Annotated in this window: 24 protein-coding genes and 4 pseudogenes; 3 read left to right on the top strand and 25 right to left on the bottom strand. The window is 40.9% G+C overall.

Features of this window, described 5'->3' with window-relative positions; genetic code table 11:
* Positions 1–323 precede the first annotated feature (323 nt).
* The 9 genes and pseudogenes from BuS5_RS04475 to BuS5_RS04435 form a co-directional block, all read right to left on the bottom strand.
* On the bottom strand, positions 324–515 hold the full coding sequence (locus tag BuS5_RS04475) for a hypothetical protein (protein ID WP_274428029.1): 192 nt from the start codon (positions 513–515) through the stop codon (positions 324–326).
* The gene (locus BuS5_RS04470) at positions 512–1384 is read right to left on the bottom strand and encodes a DUF4338 domain-containing protein (protein WP_274427633.1); all 873 of its coding nucleotides are present in this window, start codon (positions 1382–1384) and stop codon (positions 512–514) included. Before BuS5_RS04470 ends, BuS5_RS04475 begins: the two co-directional genes overlap by 4 nt.
* Positions 1385–1437: 53 nt before the next feature.
* Positions 1438–1800 (bottom strand): IS66 family insertion sequence element accessory protein TnpB, encoded by a 363-nt coding sequence (gene tnpB, locus BuS5_RS04465; RefSeq protein ID WP_274427634.1) that lies wholly within the window; start codon positions 1798–1800, stop codon positions 1438–1440.
* Positions 1797–2183 carry a hypothetical protein gene (locus BuS5_RS04460; RefSeq protein ID WP_274427635.1) on the bottom strand — a complete coding sequence of 129 codons (387 nt, stop codon included), beginning with the start codon at positions 2181–2183 and terminating at the stop codon, positions 1797–1799. The genes tnpB (BuS5_RS04465) and BuS5_RS04460 overlap by 4 nt, the downstream gene beginning before the upstream one ends.
* 67 nt (positions 2184–2250) lie before the next feature.
* The gene (locus BuS5_RS04455; RefSeq protein ID WP_274428037.1) at positions 2251–2562 is read right to left on the bottom strand and encodes a hypothetical protein; all 312 of its coding nucleotides are present in this window, start codon (positions 2560–2562) and stop codon (positions 2251–2253) included.
* A 53-nt stretch (positions 2563–2615) separates the two neighbouring features.
* Entirely contained in the window at positions 2616–2978 is a 363-nt protein-coding gene (tnpB, locus tag BuS5_RS04450) for an IS66 family insertion sequence element accessory protein TnpB (RefSeq protein ID WP_274427634.1), read from the bottom strand.
* Entirely contained in the window at positions 2975–3361 is a 387-nt protein-coding gene (locus BuS5_RS04445) for a hypothetical protein (protein WP_274427635.1), read from the bottom strand. Before BuS5_RS04445 ends, tnpB (BuS5_RS04450) begins: the two co-directional genes overlap by 4 nt.
* Before the next feature lie 672 nt (positions 3362–4033).
* Entirely contained in the window at positions 4034–5452 is a 1419-nt protein-coding gene (locus BuS5_RS04440) for an N-6 DNA methylase (protein ID WP_255342841.1), read from the bottom strand.
* 26 nt (positions 5453–5478) lie between these two features.
* A pseudogene (locus BuS5_RS04435) lies at positions 5479–6631 on the bottom strand (IS4 family transposase).
* A 333-nt stretch (positions 6632–6964) separates the two neighbouring features.
* Here BuS5_RS04435 and BuS5_RS04430 point away from each other — a divergent pair.
* Both BuS5_RS04430 and BuS5_RS04425 read left to right on the top strand, forming a co-directional pair.
* A complete protein-coding gene (locus tag BuS5_RS04430; RefSeq protein ID WP_274428035.1) occupies positions 6965–7576 on the top strand; it encodes a hypothetical protein in 612 nt (203 codons plus the stop codon).
* Between the two features lie 221 nt (positions 7577–7797).
* Positions 7798–8031, top strand: coding sequence for a hypothetical protein (locus BuS5_RS04425; protein ID WP_274428034.1), 234 nt, complete (start codon positions 7798–7800; stop codon positions 8029–8031).
* A gap of 142 nt (positions 8032–8173) precedes the next feature.
* Here the strand turns inward: BuS5_RS04425 and BuS5_RS04420 are convergent, their stop codons facing one another.
* The 16 genes and pseudogenes from BuS5_RS04420 to BuS5_RS04345 form a co-directional block, all read right to left on the bottom strand.
* Positions 8174–8464: a HigA family addiction module antitoxin gene (locus tag BuS5_RS04420; RefSeq protein WP_027355191.1), complete on the bottom strand. Its 291-nt coding sequence runs from the start codon at positions 8462–8464 to the stop codon at positions 8174–8176.
* Complete coding sequence (locus BuS5_RS04415) at positions 8464–8742, bottom strand: type II toxin-antitoxin system RelE/ParE family toxin (protein ID WP_027355190.1); 279 nt, start codon at positions 8740–8742, stop codon at positions 8464–8466. The genes BuS5_RS04420 and BuS5_RS04415 overlap by 1 nt, the downstream gene beginning before the upstream one ends.
* 543 nt (positions 8743–9285) lie before the next feature.
* The gene (locus tag BuS5_RS04410) at positions 9286–9594 is read right to left on the bottom strand and encodes a group II intron maturase-specific domain-containing protein (protein ID WP_274427764.1); all 309 of its coding nucleotides are present in this window, start codon (positions 9592–9594) and stop codon (positions 9286–9288) included.
* 38 nt (positions 9595–9632) lie between these two features.
* A complete protein-coding gene (locus tag BuS5_RS04405) occupies positions 9633–9899 on the bottom strand; it encodes a reverse transcriptase domain-containing protein (RefSeq protein ID WP_274428033.1) in 267 nt (88 codons plus the stop codon).
* A 309-nt stretch (positions 9900–10208) separates the two neighbouring features.
* Positions 10209–11364 (bottom strand): annotated as a pseudogene (locus tag BuS5_RS04400) (IS4 family transposase).
* Positions 11365–12066: 702 nt separating this feature from the next.
* Positions 12067–13185 (bottom strand): annotated as a pseudogene (locus BuS5_RS04395) (IS3 family transposase).
* Positions 13186–13207: 22 nt separating this feature from the next.
* Positions 13208–13639 carry a hypothetical protein gene (locus tag BuS5_RS04390; RefSeq protein ID WP_274428032.1) on the bottom strand — a complete coding sequence of 144 codons (432 nt, stop codon included), beginning with the start codon at positions 13637–13639 and terminating at the stop codon, positions 13208–13210.
* Positions 13640–13806: 167 nt separating this feature from the next.
* Positions 13807–14112: a hypothetical protein gene (locus BuS5_RS04385; RefSeq protein ID WP_274427721.1), complete on the bottom strand. Its 306-nt coding sequence runs from the start codon at positions 14110–14112 to the stop codon at positions 13807–13809.
* A 431-nt stretch (positions 14113–14543) separates the two neighbouring features.
* Positions 14544–14999 (bottom strand): IS66 family transposase, encoded by a 456-nt coding sequence (locus tag BuS5_RS20355; RefSeq protein WP_274428031.1) that lies wholly within the window; start codon positions 14997–14999, stop codon positions 14544–14546.
* Entirely contained in the window at positions 14948–15958 is a 1011-nt protein-coding gene (locus BuS5_RS20350; protein ID WP_274428030.1) for an IS66 family transposase, read from the bottom strand. Before BuS5_RS20350 ends, BuS5_RS20355 begins: the two co-directional genes overlap by 52 nt.
* A gap of 137 nt (positions 15959–16095) precedes the next feature.
* Positions 16096–16404, bottom strand: coding sequence for a group II intron maturase-specific domain-containing protein (locus BuS5_RS04370; protein WP_274427764.1), 309 nt, complete (start codon positions 16402–16404; stop codon positions 16096–16098).
* A gap of 38 nt (positions 16405–16442) precedes the next feature.
* Positions 16443–17468 carry a reverse transcriptase domain-containing protein gene (locus tag BuS5_RS04365; protein ID WP_274427991.1) on the bottom strand — a complete coding sequence of 342 codons (1026 nt, stop codon included), beginning with the start codon at positions 17466–17468 and terminating at the stop codon, positions 16443–16445.
* Between the two features lie 708 nt (positions 17469–18176).
* Entirely contained in the window at positions 18177–18368 is a 192-nt protein-coding gene (locus tag BuS5_RS04360) for a hypothetical protein (RefSeq protein ID WP_274428029.1), read from the bottom strand.
* Entirely contained in the window at positions 18304–19236 is a 933-nt protein-coding gene (locus BuS5_RS04355; RefSeq protein ID WP_274428028.1) for a DUF4338 domain-containing protein, read from the bottom strand. The genes BuS5_RS04360 and BuS5_RS04355 overlap by 65 nt, the downstream gene beginning before the upstream one ends.
* 53 nt (positions 19237–19289) lie before the next feature.
* Positions 19290–19652: an IS66 family insertion sequence element accessory protein TnpB gene (gene tnpB, locus BuS5_RS04350; RefSeq protein WP_274427634.1), complete on the bottom strand. Its 363-nt coding sequence runs from the start codon at positions 19650–19652 to the stop codon at positions 19290–19292.
* On the bottom strand, positions 19649–20035 hold the full coding sequence (locus tag BuS5_RS04345; RefSeq protein ID WP_274427635.1) for a hypothetical protein: 387 nt from the start codon (positions 20033–20035) through the stop codon (positions 19649–19651). Before BuS5_RS04345 ends, tnpB (BuS5_RS04350) begins: the two co-directional genes overlap by 4 nt.
* 751 nt (positions 20036–20786) lie before the next feature.
* On the opposite strand from BuS5_RS04345, the pseudogene BuS5_RS04340 reads away from it, so the two are divergent.
* A pseudogene (locus BuS5_RS04340) lies at positions 20787–21906 on the top strand (IS3 family transposase).
* The last annotated feature ends 601 nt before the right edge of the window (positions 21907–22507 follow it).

Below are 22507 nucleotides of genomic sequence, written 5' to 3'. Positions count from 1 at the left end.
AATACTTGCCTTAGCATATTCAGGACTGCTGCCTTCCGCTGTCTCCAAAGCGTCGGCTTTTTCCTGCAAGCAGGATTATCACAATGACCACAACCATACATTTTTCGGGGCTCAATACAGAGCCTGCAATCTTGCTCCGTCCAGCTCCAGACTCCCGTTACCGGGTTTACCTGTGGACTTCGCTACTGACCTGCTGGTTAGTCTTTAGTCAGGTGGGACTATCTTAACATCAATGCCAGAGCAAGCCCTGCAGAGATGAAGGAAACAAACCGTTTCCCGAGCACCCACTTGGTAACAATATCGAGTTTCAAAGACCTTGTGTCTTATCCCAACGATTCGGATTTATCTTGGCACGAGGAGGCGGCTTTATTGTCCACACACTGACTTAAAAGGTAGATAGTGTCAGCCATAGCCTTGATGAGTTCATAGTCCTCAGGTGGCAACAGTTCTTTAACACGCTTTAAAAGAGCATCTAACTGCTTGACGTCCAGGTCTATACGTTCCGGGGTCTTCACTGTGTGTCCCCCCGTAAAAGGCTGCGAAAATTTTTGGCTAATGGATATCCCCAAACAGCCTTTATAGATCGGTTCGGTTTAAATGTTTGATCATTTTTACCCCTGCCGGTGGTGTCTCCAAGATACTTCCAGTTCGCAGCCTTGTAACAGGTACCGGCAAAACGGGTTTTGTCCACAAAAGTTTCAAGGTACCAGATGGGATGATTGTAGATTTTACGCCAATCCAGGGCCAAGATTTTTATCATGTGACCAAGAAGATGGGAGGCCAGATGTGGTACGCGCACCCATGGTAGAATTAAAAATCGTGTATTATACGCCAAAAGGTGCAGATTTTTTTTACGCGTCTTCGCATCCCAGCCGATAAACCTGTCCCTGCAGCCTATATGCCTCGCTGCAGAAGACCAGGCAAAACATGCTATTGGCCGCCCATCAGTATAAACGATGTATTTCAGCTGTTCGCCCACTGGATGGCAGTAACCCAGATAATGGTAATACTCGATCAGGCTGTTGAACATTTTTTCATGCGGGCTTCTGCGTACCTGGCAAAATTCAAGCGGCCGTATTTTGGCTAATTTTGTTTCCAGTAAAGTTTGATTGATCTGAATTTTTTTAGGTTTTCTACGTTCTACAAATGGATTATGGGGATTACATTTTTTGTCCGGCAGACGTATGAATCCTGCACGGTGCAGTTCTAACATCATACCCCGACAGACCATATCACGCAATGCCCCATTGGCCTGGACCCAATTCCAGGCTATGCACAGTTTTCTGGAAAGCGCCCGGCGGCTGGCATCCGGATTTTGAGCAATAAGCTCCTTGATAAAAATAATATCTTTGTCAGTAACGACTCTGCCTCTATACGTAAACATGGGCATCAAATATCACATTTTTTACTGGAACGCAAGTCATTAAATATTTTTTTCTATTTTTTTACAGGAATTGGCCGCCACAATGGTGCAACATGAGCCTTTACAGGATTACCGTTCCAGATCAGAAGCTGCAGTTCATGAACGGCCAGAGGCCTGACCGCCTCACCGGATTTGTTTGGCCACCAGTTGAAACGTCCCTTAGACAGCCTTTTCTGACACATCCAGAATCCTTGGCCATCATACATAATGATCTTTATGGCAGTTGCCTTTTTATTACGAAAAATAAAAACATACCCTGAAAATGGATCGGAGCGCAGCACCTGCCGACAAACAGCATTTAGACCGTCGATACCTTTTCTGAAATCCACCGGGTCTATGGCCAGCAGGATACGCATTTGCGGAGTTATCTGAATCATGGCTGACTCCAAAACTGTTGGGTTATATTGATCAAGTCAGAACTGTCCGCAATTTGCATTGTCATCCTGGCACCGTTCTGATGTTGCATCTCGATAATGCCCTTGAAAGGCAAAGGGGCTTGGGCTACATCAAGTTCGATGAAAGATGCCGTCGGCACGGACGGATTTGGTGATATATTCTGGACGTAATGCTTTAGCTTGGTATGGTTGAGGCTCAAGGCTTTTGATATACGGTGCAGAGAATAGGCAGGGTATAACGAGGCAGCGGCTTCCCATAATGCTTCCGGAATGGCTTTACCTCTATCCCGGCTGTTACGCCATTGTTTAAATTTTTCCCGTACTTCATCCAGACTGTACTCGCCTGAAGGCTGCATAAGATTCATCGGTCATCCTCCTTATATAATATTACGTGATTTGAATGACCGATACTACCTTATTTGAATTTGTTTTTCATGCACGCTTGCCGAAAGGACACAGTAAAGTTTGATTGATCTGAATTTTTTTAGGTTTTCTACGTTCTACAAATGGATTATGGGGATTACATTTTTTGTCCGGCAGACGTATGAATCCTGCACGGTGCAGTTCTAACATCATACCCCGACAGACCATATCACGCAATGCCCCATTGGCCTGGACCCAATTCCAGGCTATGCACAGTTTTCTGGAAAGCGCCCGGCGGCTGGCATCCGGATTTTGAGCAATAAGCTCCTTGATAAAAATAATATCTTTGTCAGTAACGACTCTGCCTCTATACGTAAACATGGGCATCAAATATCACATTTTTTACTGGAACGCAAGTCATTAAATATTTTTTTTTATTTTTTTACAGGAATTGGCCGCCACAATGGTGCAACATGAGCCTTTACAGGATTACCGTTCCAGATCAGAAGCTGCAGTTCATGAACGGCCAGAGGCCTGACCGCCTCACCGGATTTGTTTGGCCACCAGTTGAAACGTCCCTTAGACAGCCTTTTCTGACACATCCAGAATCCTTGGCCATCATACATAATGATCTTTATGGCAGTTGCCTTTTTATTACGAAAAATAAAAACATACCCTGAAAATGGATCGGAGCGCAGCACCTGCCGACAAACAGCATTTAGACCGTCGATACCTTTTCTGAAATCCACCGGGTCTATGGCCAGCAGGATACGCATTTGCGGAGTTATCTGAATCATGGCTGACTCCAAAACTGTTGGGTTATATTGATCAAGTCAGAACTGTCCGCAATTTGCATTGTCATCCTGGCACCGTTCTGATGTTGCATCTCGATAATGCCCTTGAAAGGCAAAGGGGCTTGGGCTACATCAAGTTCGATGAAAGATGCCGTCGGCACGGACGGATTTGGTGATATATTCTGGACGTAATGCTTTAGCTTGGTATGGTTGAGGCTCAAGGCTTTTGATATACGGTGCAGAGAATAGGCAGGGTATAACGAGGCAGCGGCTTCCCATAATGCTTCCGGAATGGCTTTACCTCTATCCCGGCTGTTACGCCATTGTTTAAATTTTTCCCGTACTTCATCCAGACTGTACTCGCCTGAAGGCTGCATAAGATTCATCGGTCATCCTCCTTATATAATATTACGTGATTTGAATGACCGATACTACCTTATTTGAATTTGTTTTTCATGCACGCTTGCCGAAAGGACACGAATGATGCACTGTAATTTTTTCGAATTTTACCCATTAATGAGCCTCCTTTTTGTTGATCAGGATATACTCATTTTACACCTTAAACAACTGTCCAGTTTTTGGGGAGTATTATACATTCCTATGCAACGCCGGGATTTCGCTTGCGCTGGATTTCCTGTTACCGTTCTTTTTACCCAAGGAAACATCCGGGTCTCCCAAGTTCCCGAGCTACCCCTTTGAGTACATGCCCTGGTCTAAGACCCCGGTGGTGTCCTGAATACTTGCCTTAGCATATTCAGGACTGCTGCCTTCCGCTGTCTCCAAAGCGTCGGCTTTTTCCTGCAAGCAGGATTATCACAATGACCACAACCATACATTTTTCGGGGCTCAATACAGAGCCTGCAATCTTGCTCCGTCCAGCTCCAGACTCCCGTTACCGGGTTTACCTGTGGACTTCGCTACTGACCTGCTGGTTAGTCTTTAGTCAGGTGGGACTATCTTAACATCAATGCCAGAGCAAGCCCTGCAGAGATGAAGGAAACAAACCGTTTCCCGAGCACCCACTTGGTAACAATATCGAGTTTCAAAGACCTTGTGTCTTATCCCAACGATTCGGATTTATCTTGGCACGAGGAGCGCTTTGTTATGTGATTTATATTTATTGTTGCTTCTATTTTTGATAGTATTCTTTTTGCTTCATTTCTTAATTTAAAGCTTTTCTCCATACGCAAAATTATATCATCCATTTCTTTTTGTGGTGGCAAATAAACCAGTATATTGAAAAAATCTTTATCAGAAATTGCTGGAATTGCAGCACCTGTTCTATACATAAGTATTTGTTTTAAAAATAAATCACTTTGAAGGTAATACAGCAAATAATAATGATTAATTTTGACATTTCTTAATATCCTAAAACCATTTGTACAAATAGCGCTATTATATTCTTCTGTAACATAGGCTGTAGCATGTTTACGTGAACCAATAGAATTGCCAGCAACTGCCGTGATAATATCACCTGTTTTTATTTCATAACTTGCTCTGCTTGGTAATTCTGTGGTTAAAAGAGTTGTACTATTAATTATCTCAAATGTTTTTGTATAAATATCGGATAATTCTACATATTCAACAATGGTGTTCTGCTTTAGTAGTGGAGATTTTTCTCGTACAATAGTTACGATCTCTCCAAGTTTTACAGCTTTGAGTTTTCGCAAATTTTCAATTAATTCTCTGTGTTCCGGTAAGTAGTAATTGTAATCTAAACGGTTATTTAATTTTGAAGCCTCTATCGAAAACGATTTTTCAGTTTTTATATAGAAAGACTTTATGAATTTTTTATAATCATTAATTGATTTAGTAAAATCCTCGTCAATTATTTTTTTACCATTATTTATAATAATATTTCCTTGTTTGTCTTTTTTGTAAATAGGTGTGCCATTTTTATTTCCAACATAACCAAGTTTATTTATTTTGCTAAAAAATACTTGATTATTATTGATAGCCATCCCGTTCTTCTTTTGCAAAAATAGCAATGAAACTTTGACTCCAGTTCCATAAGGAATGAAAGTTTCGTGAGGTAGTAATACAATACCTGTTATAAATGCCCTTTTTTTAATATACTCTCTTACATAATCCATTGAAGGGTTTTCAAAAAATCCATTGGGTAAAACTATACCCATTCTACCACCCGGTTTTAAAAGATTTAAGCATTGTTCAATGAACAATACATCCGGCACTTGTCCTTTTAAAATTTTATTTGATTTTGAATAACCGTCTTTATACTTATTCCATTTATGGCCTAAATCATAATATTCCAATATCTTTCGATGAGTAATTTTACCTTGACTTCCAAAGGGAGGATTGGTTAAAATAATATCGAAAGAGTTTGCCAGCCCGGCTTTGCCTTTTAATAGAGTTATCTCACTTAAATCTTTTAGGGAATTTTCACATATAATATTTGGTTCTGAGTTGGTTTCAATTAAGAATTTTATCTTTGCTATCTGTGAAATTCTTCTATTTATTTCTATTCCAAATCAGTAGTGTCCGGTTAAGTTTTTGCATATAGCATTTGCTCTTTGATAATCAGATTATTAGACCATACGTTTTTTTCGTCAGTACGTAATTCGTTCTGGATGGTATTTCTAAGCTGACGAATCCTCTTTATTGATACAGGTTCATTAAACTGTTCATGGCAGTATATGGCCATAAGCAGGTAGGTTATTAACCCCGCAAGGATTTGAACCATCAGGCCATATCTACTGTGAGCAATCAAGTGGTACACTTTTAAATGTTTCTTCCACCATTTGAAAAAGTTTCGATATCCCATCTAAGCTTATAAACGGTTGCAACCTGCTCGGCTGTAAGATCATAACGATCAGTTGCCACAAAATATTTGACACCGGCAATTTTATAACCAACCAGTCGAACCGGCTTTCTGGTCTGGTTTACCCCAGGAGTGCCAAGAAGAACCACAGCATCATAAAAAATATAGCTGTCGGGATCAACAGGCTGCTCTTTGATAATAGTTCTTGTTGTTTTCGCTTTGATGCGGCAAACAAAATGTTTTTTTCATCCTGAAGAAGATCAAAATCCTTATGTGATTGATACCCCCGATCCATGATTCCTGTTTGGCCTTTTGTAAGGATAGACCTGACAAAGGGGCGTTCAGCGCCATTTCCATTTGTCAGATGAATTTTTATAGGAATCTTGCGATTGACATCAAAGCCGAAATGGCCTTTTGCTTTTTTAGCGCCTTTTCTGTAATCAGCCCAGTACATGGACAGAACTGCATCAATTAAAGATCCATCAATGGAAACGAGTTCACCGAGATCTGAATAATTTGATGGTAAAGCATTTTGTGCCTGGCTGCAAAGAGCTTGAAAAACATATTCAAGCTGTTCAAGCCCTCGAGAATTGATAATTTCGGAAAAACTGCTACGACTGATCCCTCCATCTGGAGCGACACATTCTTTGGCAAAATCGTCTTCTTTAAGGTGTTGAATAAGATCACGAGCTGATTCATGTTCTTGTAGATGGAAAAATATCAGTGCGTGAAGCTGATCTTCAAAAGTCATTTTCAATGGCCTGTGACCTCGGGATTTAAGCTGTGGCGTGTCAGGAAAAATCTTTTGCAAAGGTTTGAGAAATCGAGCATGAGATTGGGGATTAAAATTCTTTTTTGGGATATTGAATATGTCCATTTTTGTCTTAACTCCTTGTTATAATTATATTTTATAACAAAACGATAAAAAATTTTTATTTGGTTTGTCAAGTAAAAAATGAACATTTTTCTAATTTTTTTATCCCATATAACATGCAAAAACCTAACCGGACACTACTGAAATGAAAGAGGATTTTCAAGTTTCTCCATTGATGATATTTCTCATGTTGTTGCCAATCTATTAAAAAAAGAATATACAAAACATCCTTCGTATGACTGTTTTATCTCTGCTTGCGGACAAGCCTCAAAAAAATTTAAGCAAACAGTACTTGCATTTTTTGCACCCCCAAAGGTTTCGACAAAAGCTCGATTCATGAATATTCATCGAATGGTGAAATGGGCTGAAATGGTTCTTAAGCACTCACCACGGGGGCGAGTTTCAAAGGACTCTGTAGTTTCAAAACTTAGGAATTATCTTGGTAAACTTCCTGAATATAAACAGTTTATCAAGCGATTTCTTCGTGATGCATCTCCTCTTTTAAAAAGCCAGGAAATTCTTAAAGCTCAAGGCTTGAATATGAAAACCTACAAAGAGTGCAAAGGACTTTTAAAAAATATCCCTCAAAGCTCTCAAGTACGTATCGGTTTTATTACCTGGATGGAAAAACAATTAATAGTCGCTGAATCATTGGGCATGGGCAATACTGGAATGCCTATTTGTTCTGATAATATTGAATCCCTGTTTGGACTTGGTAAAACACATGGTACAGGAGAAGTAAAAGATGCAAACCGAATTGCACTTCGTTTACCGGCTTTTTGCGGATCTGTGAATAGAGAATCCGTTCGGATGGCAATGGGCGTTACAGTAAAGGAACAACAGGAAGTTGAAAATAAGTTGTTGTCTTTAACTCGGCAGCGCCGAAAAATTTTACCAACCCCGGAAGCCTTACAGATAGTTTGTCAACTGAGTTTGACTGTGGTTTAACTCTTCTACCGGTGCCAAAAAATGATGAAAATCAAAAGATGTAACTGATATTACAGCAAATTTTGAACAATTAGGTGGGCCCGTAAATAAGTTTACAAAACAACCTTATGCGCCCAATAATGCCGAATATAATAACCGTGCCGCAGCTTAATAAGCATTTGTTTAACCACATTCAAATATAAATAATGGGTATTATCAACATGTTAATGCTTTGTTTATAAATGGAGCAAATTGACATACATAACTTATATTCTGAAGGGGGGGGGCCAAATCCTGAGCAAGCTAATTATGGGGATTTAGACACCCCACCTTTAAACCATGGTGATTTAATGATTCCACCTATAATTATCAGCGGAATTAAATACCAGAAAACATGGAACATCTGGTTAATTATTGGTGAAATATCCATGATAAATTTCTTTTTTGTATTGTTGCGTCATGGTTTCGGCACATAACGACCGAGCTGAGGGGCTGGGCAGAGCCGACCCAACAGCGCTGATTAAATTGTAAAATCCCGTTAAAAATTGCTTTTCCGGAATGCCGAGCTCCTGTCCAGTCCCTTCCAGCGTTTTGTTCTGTGCAATTTTAAATTGGAGGCTAAGCTGGGATTGCCAAAGGTTCTATGTCTGAGAGATCAACATTTTGTTTAGCTTTCCATAAATCATAACTATCCTGCATAAGAAGCCAGCTTTCCGGGCTGCGACCCAAACATTTGGATAGGCGCAGAGCCATGCCAGGGCTAATTGAACTCTGTCCTTTTATAAGTCTGGAAAAAGTCGAAGGTGCAACTTTAAGCCGTAATGCAACACCTCTTGGGGTCACTCCCAACGGCTCCAAATATACATCTTTGATAAATTCCCCTGGATGGGGTGGGTTATACATAGCCATTAGTGATAATCCTCATAGTCTACAATATAGGCATTACCATCTTTAAATTTAAAAACGATACGCCAGTTTCGATTGACATCAATCGCCCATAATCCTTTGTGATCACCTTTCAAACTGTGAAGCCGCCATCCTGGAATATTCATATCTTCAATACAGGTAGCAGTGTCAAGAGCTATAAGTCGAAGTCTAAGTTTTTGCCGGTGCCCGGGCTTAATGCCAGCCAAATTACCATTTTCAAAGAATTTCCGCAGTCCTTTGTGCTTGAAAGTTTTTATCATAGATATATTATACAGCATGGTGCGCAATACGCAATGCTGTTTTTATTAATTCTCTGTTATCAAAATTTTGTAGCAAGTACAGAACGCGGCTGTTGAGCCGCGAGAATCGCAGGCACTGGCTGAAAAAGGCATTTTTTTTTCAGCCAGTGCTGAGAATCGCAGTCGGCTCCAACGTCCTTGATAGGTGGAGCGTGAGCGGGAACCTATCAAGGACGTTGGAGGAACTCGACAGCCGCGATAAGTGGACCGTGTGCGTAGCGCAGCGGAGCTCACGGTCCACTTATCGATGAACTCACCGGCCGCCAACATGCGGGGCAAGACCTTCCGCAAACGACAACATTTATGCGGAAGAGAGCGTTTCAAAAAAGCACCGCTGTTGGCGGTCGGGTTCCAGGTAGGAGCATCGGTTACCCGACGCCCCCCCTACAGACCCGTACGTGAAGATTTCCCTCATACGGTTCCTCGGTTCAAATCCTTTTTACCGGATTATCAACCAAACAGGCGACACCCCGTTTGGCGTATAACTTTGCAGCCCTTACGGCATCAAATATTATGGACTATTCTGGGTAATGGCAGTGGGTATGTTGTGCGCAAGTCCTCGAACATTACTTCGCCCTTGTGACTTCTTCGGCTTAACCATCGACGCCATGCTTTCTCAGTATATTCAAACACAACTTCCAGCACTTTGTAGTTACTTATTACTCCAAAGTACTGGTAAAAACCTCGCAGTTTACTGCAAAGAATCTCATACTGCTCGGCCATTGGCTTATGACGGTTATCCTTGCACCATATCCATATTCTCTTCATAAAACGGCTTGAACGCTTTCTTGCCGTCTTTTTCTTTATTACCATGTACCCTTTTAATGATTTTGACCAGTAAAATGTAAACCCTAAAAATCAAACGTCCCGTTTCCCTTTCCGCTAATGCGTTTGGAAAATCGAATCAGTTTTGTCTTTTCCGGGTGAAGTGACAGCTCGAACTGTTCGAACCGCCTGGGTAATACATCCATGACACGCAATGCGTCTTTTTCATACTCGAACCCGAGGATGAAATCATCCGCCCAGCGTATGATGGAGCATCTCCCTTTCATCCGGGGGATCACTTCTTTCACGTACCAGTCATCTAAAACATAATGAAGAAAGATATTACTGAGCACAGGGGAAATTACTCCTCCCTGTGGAGTGCCCGTTTCAGAGTAAGGTACTCCCCATTGTCAAGACAAAAAACAAGGTTTTTTAAGGTGCGCTTTTGAGCTATAAATAATCCTGAAAATTAAAAAAATAATAGTAAATAAAAAAAATATGTTTCTGTTTATCATAAAAATGTTCATAAACAACTTAACTAATTGATTTAATAAATAATAATACCATTCTAAAATGTTCATAACTTATTGATAAAATGTTTATAACTTTTTTGTATCTCATTAACATACTGTTAAAATTCAATATTAATCAGTAGTGTCCGGTTAAGTTTTTGCATATAGCATTTGCTCTTTGATAATCAGATTATTAGACCATACGTTTTTTTCGTCAGTACGTAATTCGTTCTGGATGGTATTTCTAAGCTGACGAATCCTCTTTATTGATACAGGTTCATTAAACTGTTCATGGCAGTATATGGCCATAAGCAGGTAGGTTATTAACCCCGCAAGGATTTGAACCATCAGGCCATATCTACTGTGAGCAATCAAGTGGTACACTTTTAAATGTTTCTTCCACCATTTGAAAAAAAGTTTCGATATCCCATCTAAGCTTATAAACGGTTGCAACCTGCTCGGCTGTAAGATCATAACGATCAGTTGCCACAAAATATTTGACACCGGCAATTTTATAACCAACCAGTCGAACCGGCTTTCTGGTCTGGTTTACCCCAGGAGTGCCAAGAAGAACCACAGCATCATAAAAAATATAGCTGTCGGGATCAACAGGCTGCTCTTTGATAATAGTTCTTGTTGTTTTCGCTTTGATGCGGCAAACAAAATGTTTTTTTTCATCCTGAAGAAGATCAAAATCCTTATGTGATTGATACCCCCGATCCATGATTCCTGTTTGGCCTTTTGTAAGGATAGACCTGACAAAGGGGCGTTCAGCGCCATTTCCATTTGTCAGATGAATTTTTATAGGAATCTTGCGATTGACATCAAAGCCGAAATGGCCTTTTGCTTTTTTAGCGCCTTTTCTGTAATCAGCCCAGTACATGGACAGAACTGCATCAATTAAAGATCCATCAATGGAAACGAGTTCACCGAGATCTGAATAATTTGATGGTAAAGCATTTTGTGCCTGGCTGCAAAGAGCTTGAAAAACATATTCAAGCTGTTCAAGCCCTCGAGAATTGATAATTTCGGAAAAACTGCTACGACTGATCCCTCCATCTGGAGCGACACATTCTTTGGCAAAATCGTCTTCTTTAAGGTGTTGAATAAGATCACGAGCTGATTCATGTTCTTGTAGATGGAAAAATATCAGTGCGTGAAGCTGATCTTCAAAAGTCATTTTCAATGGCCTGTGACCTCGGGATTTAAGCTGTGGCGTGTCAGGAAAAATCTTTTGCAAAGGTTTGAGAAATCGAGCATGAGATTGGGGATTAAAATTCTTTTTTGGGATATTGAATATGTCCATTTTTGTCTTAACTCCTTGTTATAATTATATTTTATAACAAAACGATAAAAAATTTTTATTTGGTTTGTCAAGTAAAAAATGAACATTTTTCTAATTTTTTTATCCCATATAACATGCAAAAACCTAACCGGACACTACTGAATATTAATATGTTTATAACTTATGCCGCACGTTGAATAGGGCATTCACCAAAATATATTATTTTTACAACCTCACATTGATCACCATTGCTGATAAATCTTGCCTGTTACTTCCTTTAATTTGTCCGATCTTAACTATCAATTTCGTAATCATCCGGCAAATTCAAAAAATCTTTTTTCGCCAATTGACTCTCAATTAAATAACCAATTTGACCATTCCTCTTGAGCTGTGAAATCATCCACTGTGGTAATCTAATTGTCACAAGCTCTCGTTTCAAATGGTCTGGTTTCTTTTTCGACCAGCCCCTGCACGTTTTCCTCCTCTCATTTTTTTACCTCCAAAACATATAGTATGTTGAATTAAGTGCAACGCTATTCAAAAAATCATCCTAAAAATACGCTATATATTTGATTAGCGTTATGCAATATTCAAACAAACTCTACTACCAACTGATTATGTGTTGGATAGTACGCTTTTATCTTGTTTGCAGCAGGAAACATTTTTTATAATATCAATACGACTTAATGGTATTCTAATTAATTATACAAAGTGGTTCTGAAATTACCCTGGAAAAGTTTTAAAATATATCTCTGCCGGGGTCTGGTAATCCAAAGATTGATGGAGTCGTTCATTATTGTAAAAGCCAAAATATTCTCCAATGTTTTGAATAGCCTCCCTGACGGTCTCATAATTGTGAAGATAAACACGTTCATATTTCACGGTACGCCAAAGGCGCTCTACGAAAATGTTATCCAGAGCACGGCCCCGGCCGTCCATGCTGATCTTCACATCGGCTTTTTTAAAACGCCGGTAAAGGCATCACTGGTAAACTGACTGCCTTGATCCGTGTTAAAAATCTTAGGTTTTGCAATTTTTAAGGCACCCTGTAAGGCTTTTATACAAAAATCCTTATCCAATGTGGTTGAAAATTCGTAGCTCAGGACATACCGACTAAACCAGTCTATCACTGCTACAAGATAGATAAAACCTGAATTCAAACGGATATAGGTAATATCCGTTGACCACACCTGGTCAACTTGCTCAATGGAAACGCCTCGCAGCAAGTATGGATAAATTTTATGCTCTTTTGATGCTTTGCTCAAATTTGGTTTTGGATATATAGCTTCAAGTCCCATAAGCCGCATCAAACGTCTTATTCGTTTAGGATTAACAGTGTGCCCTTGTCGCTTTAATACGGCCGTCATTTTTTCAACACCGTAGAACGGATATCGGGTATATTCTTCGTCTATCAATCGCATGAGAGCCAGGTTATAGCTCTCATCTTTGCAGGATTGATAGTAATAGGTTGATCTGTTTATTCCCAAAAGATCACACTGGCGCATTACCGGTATCAAAGAATGATTCGGCTCAATGTATTGACGCTTTATATCAATTGAGAAGGTTAGATTTTTTTTTTAGCCAGTCCAATTCGACCTTTAATTGGCCGATTTGTTGGTAAAGCTCCGCCTGGAATTCTTCAGCGTCTTTTTCTTTTTTTTGACGCTTTTTTGAAAATATATCGGGCAATTCTTCTAATAGACGCTTTCGCCATTGATTTATTTGATTTGAATGAACTCCATATTCACTAGATAGTTGAGAAATCGTCTTTTCCTTTTTAACCGTTTCAAGCGCTACTTTAGCTTTGAATGATGCACTGTAATTTTTTCGAATTTTACCCATTAATGAGCCTCCTTTTTGTTGATCAGGATATACTCATTTTACACCTTAAACAACTGTCCAGTTTTTGGGGAGTATTATATTCCTTGTCTATCCAGATACGCTTTACAGGAGACGCAACGTACTGTCCTCTCCGCAGTCGTTCATACAGATTATAGAGGTTTTGATCAAGATTTTCGGCATACTCCTTTGCCGTAACCTTGTCCACTCCTGCAGATTTGCTTTTCCGAATTTTACGAAAGGATTGTTTCAGTAAATCAAAGTCTATCCGATGGACTACTGATGTAAATACCAGTTCAGGATTACTTTGAGCAAGCAGCTCGATTTTGATAAGGGATGACCCACCTGTTAACACCGGTGGTTGTCCCCATTCTATCGGTCTGGAATTGCAAGCGACCGTTCTTGCAATTTCTCGGCTTTTTGTTGATATGGTTTGTGACATCTGTGTATCTCCCATAATTCCTGCCAAAAAAACGTTATACCCTGCTTCACCTTCCCTGCAGTGGGTCGCTTGGGCATCACTTCCCCACCTTTCCGATCAAGATAGTTCAATTCTGGGGTGTCCAAAAACTCAGTTTTGTGGCTACTTTTTTTGCTCAACTTTTGGCCCTATCATGAGTGCGATTAATATCTTGGCACATTGTTGGGGTCATGAAATGCAGCATTAAAATTATCTTCCCCAACCAAATCCCGGCATTCTTTGCACTCCTGCCATATCCCTGAATGGCTGTTATTGTAATGAAAATGGCAGAGACCCTCGTGCTCGTGATGATATTGGCAATAATCTCCACCTTTTATAGATGCAAAAGAAGTGTCACAGCAAATCCATTGGTCACAACATTTTGTTTTTATTAAAGGAACAGAATCGTTTCCACAAAAGCTACAATGTTTGCCAGGGATTATTTTTGCTTGCAATCTATCATATGTCATTCAGGCACCTTCAATATTTTCAGTAAAATTTGCGTAGACCATAACAAAATGCCGTCAATAATTCAAAATTGCTGATTGAAAAAAATTATTATTCCCTATATATTCAAATATTTTAACCAAAAAGATGGTTATTGCTATGAGTAAAGTTTCAAAATTAAAAAAAGTAGAACTGCCTGGAAAGACAAAGCAGTTGATCGTACTCGTATAATTAAGTATCAGAAAGCTGAGCTGAAACGTACTAAAAATGAACGAAATAAATACAAGTCTGAACTCCGGAAAAATAGACAAGAATTAGAACAAGAACGTGTCCTTTCGGCAAGCGTGCATAGCGCAAAAAAAAATTTAGCGTAGGTAAGCAGTCAGCAGTTAGGTGCCTGTTTTTTTGCAGGCACCCGGCTGATTAATCAGGATGGAAATATTAAAAAGTGATTTTATGCTTCAGGATTGTCCGGTTCAATCAGTGCGGATTTATAATTCCACGGCATCCATTTGTCTGGGGATTCTGACAACTCAGAGGCATGTTCCAGCAGTGCTGTCAGGTAATCAAAAGGATTGGTACCGGATAAATTACAGGTATGAATCAGACTCATGAACAGATCACCTACCATGGCACCATGCTCAGTTTTATAAAACAGAGCATTCTTGCGATGCAGAACGACCTTTTTCAAAGCCTGTTCGCAAATATTGTTGTCCAAAGGTACACCTGGTTCCCTGAGAAAAAGGGTCAACGCCTCCCAATGTTTGAGCATGTAGCCAATAGCCTGGCCCAGCCCGCTGTTGGGCTCCACCAAATGTTGGTCTATTTGTTTGTGAAACCAGGTGTTGAGCTTTTTCATCAGCGGACCGCTGTTGTCCTGATGAAACCGTAGCCGTTCTTCAGCTTCCATGTTCTGTTCTTTGGTAATCTTATCATTTTTATATACCTCTGCGAGGATTTCAGTACATAACTGCACTCTTCCGGGAAGCTTTGCAGTACGTCAACAAACTGTCTTCGTCCATGTGTAAGACAATTTGCCAGCAGAGTTTCGAATTCTTTGGGAACATTTCTGGACAGAGCATCACACATCTGAATGGGTGGGCTCAGACCAATACGACGCTTAAGTAAATCCATCAAGTTTTCTCCGGCATGCTGACGGCCGGTAAAAAACAGTGCAATTTTATGATCATCGGTTTTTGACAGTATACCCGTGGTAAATATACCTTTACGTTCCGGGTTATTTTCTTTGTTTTCCTTCATCAGGGACAAAACCTTCATAGTGGTGTCATCATTATGAATGATATCGCCCTGAGCGCCCTGACGGATAAATTCCTGATAAATCGGAGTAAGTTCCATTGCCATTTGATCGACAATCTCGAACTGTGTCGATGCAGGCAATGGTATGCCAAGACTTTGCTGAAGATCTTTAAGTCTGTTAAATGGCATACCGGTACCATATTTCAAAAGAGCAATCATGGCCTTGGCTTTTGCATCATATTTGTCTTCACCCACATTTTCAGGTGTCGATGCGGTGAAAATTGCTCCACAGAGATTACAGCGTAAACGATGCATTTCATAGACAGTTCCACTTAATGGAGCGTTTCCGGTGATGCGTATGATTCGCTGCGGCTCCTTTAATTCATATACCTTGCCCTTTAAACATTCAGGGCAGTTGTCTCCAGGTTTAAGAGTATCATGGAAGACTCTGACTTTTTTTGCCCCGGTATAATCTTTAGCAGGTTTGCGGCCATGACCTTTTTTAGCTTTAACAGAATTCTTCTTTTTTGGGGTGAGCCTTTGTTTTTCCAGTTTTTCGGTAGTTGCACCAAACAGCATGCGCAACAGCCGTCGTATTCCAGGTAGGAGCATCGGTTACCCGACGCCCCCTACAGACCCGTACGTGAAGATTTCCCTCATACGGTTCCTCGGTTCAAATCCTTTTTACCGGATTATCAACCAAACAGGCGACACCCCGTTTGGCGTATAACTTTGCAGCCCTTACGGCATCAAATATTATGGACTATTCTGGGTAATGGCAGTGGGTATGTTGTGCGCAAGTCCTCGAACATTACTTCGCCCTTGTGACTTCTTCGGCTTAACCATCGACGCCATGCTTTCTCAGTATATTCAAACACAACTTCCAGCACTTTGTAGTTACTTATTACTCCAAAGTACTGGTAAAAACCTCGCAGTTTACTGCAAAGAATCTCATACTGCTCGGCCATTGGCTTATGACGGTTATCCTTGCACCATATCCATATTCTCTTCATAAAACGGCTTGAACGCTTTCTTGCCGTCTTTTTCTTTATTACCATGTACCCTTTTAATGATTTTGACCAGTAAAATGTAAACCCTAAAAATCAAACGTCCCGTTTCCCTTTCCGCTAATGCGTTTGGAAAATCGAATCAGTTTTGTCTTTTCCGGGTGAAGTGACAGCTCGAACTGTTCGAACCGCCTGGGTAATACATCCATGACACGCAATGCGTCTTTTTCATACTCGAACCCGAGGATGAAATCATCCGCCCAGCGTATGATGGAGCATCTCCCTTTCATCCGGGGGATCACTTCTTTCACGTACCAGTCATCTAAAACATAATGAAGAAAGATATTACTGAGCACAGGGGAAATTACTCCTCCCTGTGGAGTGCCCGTTTCAGAGTACGTCAGGTTGCCTTCCTCCATTACGCCTGCATTCAACCACTTCCCTATCAGGCGAATCATTCCGCCGTCACTTACTCTCCGACGTATCATGTCTTTAAGTAACTCGTGATTAATATTGTCAAATAGTCCTGTAATATCTGCGCTTACTATCCAGCTGATATTCTGCTTCAAGCATTGCTCACGTAAATCTTTGATTGCCATGTGTTGGCTCCGACCTTTTCTGAATGCATGGGAAAAATTGTAAAAATTCCTGTCAAATATGACATTCAATATGGCTGCTGCTGCTTTCTGGACAATTTTATCCTCAAGTACAGGTATGCCAATTGGACGCTTTTTCCCTCCTTCCTTGTCTATCCAGATACGCTTTACAGGAGACGCAACGTACTGTCCTCTCCGCAGTCGTTCATACAGATTATAGAGGTTTTGATCAAGATTTTCGGCATACTCCTTTGCCGTAACCTTGTCCACTCCTGCAGATTTGCTTTTCCGAATTTTACGAAAGGATTGTTTCAGTAAATCAAAGTCTATCCGATGGACTACTGATGTAAATACCAGTTCAGGATTACTTTGAGCAAGCAGCTCGATTTTGATAAGGGATGACCCACCTGTTAACACCGGTGGTTGTCCCCATTCTATCGGTCTGGAATTGCAAGCGACCGTTCTTGCAATTTCTCGGCTTTTTGTTGATATGGTTTGTGACATCTGTGTATCTCCCATAATTCCTGCCAAAAAAACGTTATACCCTGCTTCACCTTCCCTGCAGTGGGTCGCTTGGGCATCACTTCCCCACCTTTCCGATCAAGATAGTTCAATTCTTAATCATCGGTACTATGATCTGCTAAGACTTCCGAATGTTTATCTCAGGTTCGTTCGCTCTTCGCTATCCTCCCCTGATACCTTGTATCGCCCATCTTTTAATGTTTGTGTTTCTGCCAATGGCAGACTCGTTGCAAGGCGGGACATTCCTATGCAACGCCGGGATTTCGCTTGCGCTGGATTTCCTGTTACCGTTCTTTTTACCCAAGGAAACATCCGGGTCTCCCAAGTTCCCGAGCTACCCCTTTGAGTACATGCCCTGGTCTAAGACCCCGGTGGTGTCCTGAATACTTGCCTTAGCATATTCAGGACTGCTGCCTTCCGCTGTCTCCAAAGCGTCGGCTTTTTCCTGCAAGCAGGATTATCACAATGACCACAACCATACATTTTTCGGGGCTCAATACAGAGCCTGCAATCTTGCTCCGTCCAGCTCCAGACTCCCGTTACCGGGTTTACCTGTGGACTTCGCTACTGACCTGCTGGTTAGTCTTTAGTCAGGTGGGACTATCTTAACATCAATGCCAGAGCAAGCCCTGCAGAGATGAAGGAAACAAACCGTTTCCCGAGCACCCACTTGGTAACAATATCGAGTTTCAAAGACCTTGTGTCTTATCCCAACGATTCGGATTTATCTTGGCACGAGGAGGCGGCTTTATTGTCCACACACTGACTTAAAAGGTAGATAGTGTCAGCCATAGCCTTGATGAGTTCATAGTCCTCAGGTGGCAACAGTTCTTTAACACGCTTTAAAAGAGCATCTAACTGCTTGACGTCCAGGTCTATACGTTCCGGGGTCTTCACTGTGTGTCCCCCGTAAAAGGCTGCGAAAATTTTTGGCTAATGGATATCCCCAAACAGCCTTTATAGATCGGTTCGGTTTAAATGTTTGATCATTTTTACCCCTGCCGGTGGTGTCTCCAAGATACTTCCAGTTCGCAGCCTTGTAACAGGTACCGGCAAAACGGGTTTTGTCCACAAAAGTTTCAAGGTACCAGATGGGATGATTGTAGATTTTACGCCAATCCAGGGCCAAGATTTTTATCATGTGACCAAGAAGATGGGAGGCCAGATGTGGTACGCGCACCCATGGTAGAATTAAAAATCGTGTATTATACGCCAAAAGGTGCAGATTTTTTTTACGCGTCTTCGCATCCCAGCCGATAAACCTGTCCCTGTAGCCTATATGCCTCGCTGCAGAAGACCAGGCAAAACATGCTATTGGCCGCCCATCAGTATAAACGATGTATTTCAGCTGTTCGCCCACTGAATGGCAGTAACCCAGATAATGGTAATACTCGATCAGGCTGTTGAACATTTTTTCATGCGGGCTTCTGCGTACCTGGCAAAATTCAAGCGGCCGTATTTTGGCTAATTTTGTTTCCAGTAAAGTTTGATTGATCTGAATTTTTTTAGGTTTTCTACGTTCTACAAATGGATTATGGGGATTACATTTTTTGTCCGGCAGACGTATGAATCCTGCACGGTGCAGTTCTAACATCATACCCCGACAGACCATATCACGCAATGCCCCATTGGCCTGGACCCAATTCCAGGCTATGCACAGTTTTCTGGAAAGCGCCCGGCGGCTGGCATCCGGATTTTGAGCAATAAGCTCCTTGATAAAAATAATATCTTTGTCAGTAACGACTCTGCCTCTATACGTAAACATGGGCATCAAATATCACATTTTTTACTGGAACGCAAGTCATTAAATATTTTTTTCTATTTTTTTACAGGAATTGGCCGCCACAATGGTGCAACATGAGCCTTTACAGGATTACCGTTCCAGATCAGAAGCTGCAGTTCATGAACGGCCAGAGGCCTGACCGCCTCACCGGATTTGTTTGGCCACCAGTTGAAACGTCCCTTAGACAGCCTTTTCTGACACATCCAGAATCCTTGGCCATCATACATAATGATCTTTATGGCAGTTGCCTTTTTATTACGAAAAATAAAAACATACCCTGAAAATGGATCGGAGCGCAGCACCTGCCGACAAACAGCATTTAGACCGTCGATACCTTTTCTGAAATCCACCGGGTCTATGGCCAGCAGGATACGCATTTGCGGAGTTATCTGAATCATGGCTGACTCCAAAACTGTTGGGTTATATTGATCAAGTCAGAACTGTCCGCAATTTGCATTGTCATCCTGGCACCGTTCTGATGTTGCATCTCGATAATGCCCTTGAAAGGCAAAGGGGCTTGGGCTACATCAAGTTCGATGAAAGATGCCGTCGGCACGGACGGATTTGGTGATATATTCTGGACGTAATGCTTTAGCTTGGTATGGTTGAGGCTCAAGGCTTTTGATATACGGTGCAGAGAATAGGCAGGGTATAACGAGGCAGCGGCTTCCCATAATGCTTCCGGAATGGCTTTACCTCTATCCCGGCTGTTACGCCATTGTTTAAATTTTTCCCGTACTTCATCCAGACTGTACTCGCCTGAAGGCTGCATAAGATTCATCGGTCATCCTCCTTATATAATATTACGTGATTTGAATGACCGATACTACCTTATTTGAATTTGTTTTTCATGCACGCTTGCCGAAAGGACACTGAATACTTGCCTTAGCATATTCAGGACTGCTGCCTTCCGCTGTCTCCAAAGCGTCGGCTTTTTCCTGCAAGCAGGATTATCACAATGACCACAACCATACATTTTTCGGGGCTCAATACAGAGCCTGCAATCTTGCTCCGTCCAGCTCCAGACTCCCGTTACCGGGTTTACCTGTGGACTTCGCTACTGACCTGCTGGTTAGTCTTTAGTCAGGTGGGACTATCTTAACATCAATGCCAGAGCAAGCCCTGCAGAGATGAAGGAAACAAACCGTTTCCCGAGCACCCACTTGGTAACAATATCGAGTTTCAAAGACCTTGTGTCTTATCCCAACGATTCGGATTTATCTTGGCACGAGTAGTGTTTTGTTGTAAACCCCTACCGGATACGACGACCTGCTTTTTGTAAGGCTGCCGGATTTGCGAAAGCGTAATTAAACGTTTGCAAATAATACAAAGTTGGCAAACTCACCGTTGTTTGGTGGCGCTTGCAACAGAACCAGTTAAAACAATAAGCAACGCCTTGAGAAATAGTCACAGAAAACGAGACGAGATGCAGCCGGATGCTGGAATAATGAAATATAATACTCCCCAAAAACTGGACAGTTGTTTAAGGTGTAAAATGAGTATATCCTGATCAACAAAAAGGAGGCTCATTAATGGGTAAAATTCGAAAAAATTACAGTGCATCATTCAAAGCTAAAGTAGCGCTTGAAACGGTTAAAAAGGAAAAGACGATTTCTCAACTATCTAGTGAATATGGAGTTCATTCAAATCAAATAAATCAATGGCGAAAGCGTCTATTAGAAGAATTGCCCGATATATTTTCAAAAAGCGTCAAAAAAAAAAAAAAAGACGCTGAAGAATTCCAGGCGGAGCTTTACCAACAAATCGGCCAATTAAAGGTCGAATTGGACTGGCTAAAAAAAAAAATCTAACCTTCTCAATTGATATAAAGCGTCAATACATTGAGCCGAATCATTCTTTGATACCGGTAATGCGCCAGTGTGATCTTTTGGGAATAAACAGATCAACCTATTACTATCAATCCTGCAAAGATGAGAGCTATAACCTGGCTCTCATGCGATTGATAGACGAAGAATATACCCGATATCCGTTCTACGGTGTTGAAAAAATGACGGCCGTATTAAAGCGACAAGGGCACACTGTTAATCCTAAACGAATAAGACGTTTGATGCGGCTTATGGGACTTGAAGCTATATATCCAAAACCAAATTTGAGCAAAGCATCAAAAGAGCATAAAATTTATCCATACTTGCTGCGAGGCGTTTCCATTGAGCAAGTTGACCAGGTGTGGTCAACGGATATTACCTATATCCGTTTGAATTCAGGTTTTATCTATCTTGTAGCAGTGATAGACTGGTTTAGTCGGTATGTCCTGAGCTACGAATTTTCAACCACATTGGATAAGGATTTTTGTATAAAAGCCTTACAGGGTGCCTTAAAAATTGCAAAACCTAAGATTTTTAACACGGATCAAGGCAGTCAGTTTACCAGTGATGCCTTTACCGGCGTTTTAAAAAAGCCGATGTGAAGATCAGCATGGACGGCCGGGGCCGTGCTCTGGATAACATTTTCGTAGAGCGCCTTTGGCGTACCGTGAAATATGAACGTGTTTATCTTCACAATTATGAGACCGTCAGGGAGGCTATTCAAAACATTGGAGAATATTTTGGCTTTTACAATAATGAACGACTCCATCAATCTTTGGATTACCAGACCCCGGCAGAGATATATTTTAAAACTTTTCCAGGGTAATTTCAGAACCACTTTGTATAATTAATTAGAATACCATTAAGTCGTATTGATATTATAAAAAATGTTTCCTGCTGCAAACAAGATAAAAGCGTACTATCCAACACATAATCAGTTGGTAGTAGAGTTTGTTTGAATATTGCATAACGCTAATCAAATATATAGCGTATTTTTAGGATGATTTTTTGAATAGCGTTGCACTTAATTCAACATACTATATGTTTTGGAGGTAAAAAAATGAGAGGAGGAAAACGTGCAGGGGCTGGTCGAAAAAAAGAAACCAGACCATTTGAAACGAGAGCTTGTGACAATTAGATTACCACAGTGGATGATTTCACAGCTCAAGAGGAATGGTCAAATTGGTTATTTAATTGAGAGTCAATTGGCGAAAAAGATTTTTGAATTTGCCGGATGATTACGAAATTGATAGTTAAGATCGGACAAATTAAAGGAAGTAACAGGCAAGATTTATCAGCAATGGTGATCAATGTGAGGTTGTAAAAATAATATATTTTGGTGAATGCCCTATTCAACGTGCGGCATAAGTTATAAACATATTAATATTGAATTTTAACAGTATGTTAATGAGATACAAAAAAGTTAT

Source organism: Desulfosarcina sp. BuS5 (assembly GCF_028752835.1).
Lineage (GTDB): Bacteria > Desulfobacterota > Desulfobacteria > Desulfobacterales > BuS5 > BuS5.
Note: the sequence above shows the minus strand (reverse complement) of the source record. Positions and strands in the feature narration are given on the sequence as shown.

Coding starts and splice junctions, on each gene's coding strand:
- BuS5_RS20350 (WP_274428030.1), bottom strand. CDS start 15,958: ATGCTCCTACCTGGAATACGACGGCTGTTGCGCATGCTGTTTGGTGCA.
- BuS5_RS04355 (WP_274428028.1), bottom strand. CDS start 19,236: ATGTTTACGTATAGAGGCAGAGTCGTTACTGACAAAGATATTATTTTT.
- BuS5_RS04455 (WP_274428037.1), bottom strand. CDS start 2,562: ATGTTTACGTATAGAGGCAGAGTCGTTACTGACAAAGATATTATTTTT.
- BuS5_RS04445 (WP_274427635.1), bottom strand. CDS start 3,361: ATGAATCTTATGCAGCCTTCAGGCGAGTACAGTCTGGATGAAGTACGG.
- tnpB (WP_274427634.1), bottom strand. CDS start 1,800: ATGATTCAGATAACTCCGCAAATGCGTATCCTGCTGGCCATAGACCCG.
- BuS5_RS04415 (WP_027355190.1), bottom strand. CDS start 8,742: ATGATAAAAACTTTCAAGCACAAAGGACTGCGGAAATTCTTTGAAAAT.
- BuS5_RS04470 (WP_274427633.1), bottom strand. CDS start 1,384: ATGTTTACGTATAGAGGCAGAGTCGTTACTGACAAAGATATTATTTTT.
- BuS5_RS04420 (WP_027355191.1), bottom strand. CDS start 8,464: ATGGCTATGTATAACCCACCCCATCCAGGGGAATTTATCAAAGATGTA.
- BuS5_RS04385 (WP_274427721.1), bottom strand. CDS start 14,112: ATGACATATGATAGATTGCAAGCAAAAATAATCCCTGGCAAACATTGT.
- BuS5_RS04430 (WP_274428035.1), top strand. CDS start 6,965: ATGAATATTCATCGAATGGTGAAATGGGCTGAAATGGTTCTTAAGCAC.
- tnpB (WP_274427634.1), bottom strand. CDS start 2,978: ATGATTCAGATAACTCCGCAAATGCGTATCCTGCTGGCCATAGACCCG.
- tnpB (WP_274427634.1), bottom strand. CDS start 19,652: ATGATTCAGATAACTCCGCAAATGCGTATCCTGCTGGCCATAGACCCG.
- BuS5_RS04425 (WP_274428034.1), top strand. CDS start 7,798: ATGGAGCAAATTGACATACATAACTTATATTCTGAAGGGGGGGGGCCA.
- BuS5_RS20355 (WP_274428031.1), bottom strand. CDS start 14,999: ATGGAAGCTGAAGAACGGCTACGGTTTCATCAGGACAACAGCGGTCCG.
- BuS5_RS04345 (WP_274427635.1), bottom strand. CDS start 20,035: ATGAATCTTATGCAGCCTTCAGGCGAGTACAGTCTGGATGAAGTACGG.
- BuS5_RS04390 (WP_274428032.1), bottom strand. CDS start 13,639: ATGGGAGATACACAGATGTCACAAACCATATCAACAAAAAGCCGAGAA.
- BuS5_RS04370 (WP_274427764.1), bottom strand. CDS start 16,404: ATGGTAATAAAGAAAAAGACGGCAAGAAAGCGTTCAAGCCGTTTTATG.
- BuS5_RS04460 (WP_274427635.1), bottom strand. CDS start 2,183: ATGAATCTTATGCAGCCTTCAGGCGAGTACAGTCTGGATGAAGTACGG.
- BuS5_RS04365 (WP_274427991.1), bottom strand. CDS start 17,468: ATGGGAGATACACAGATGTCACAAACCATATCAACAAAAAGCCGAGAA.
- BuS5_RS04410 (WP_274427764.1), bottom strand. CDS start 9,594: ATGGTAATAAAGAAAAAGACGGCAAGAAAGCGTTCAAGCCGTTTTATG.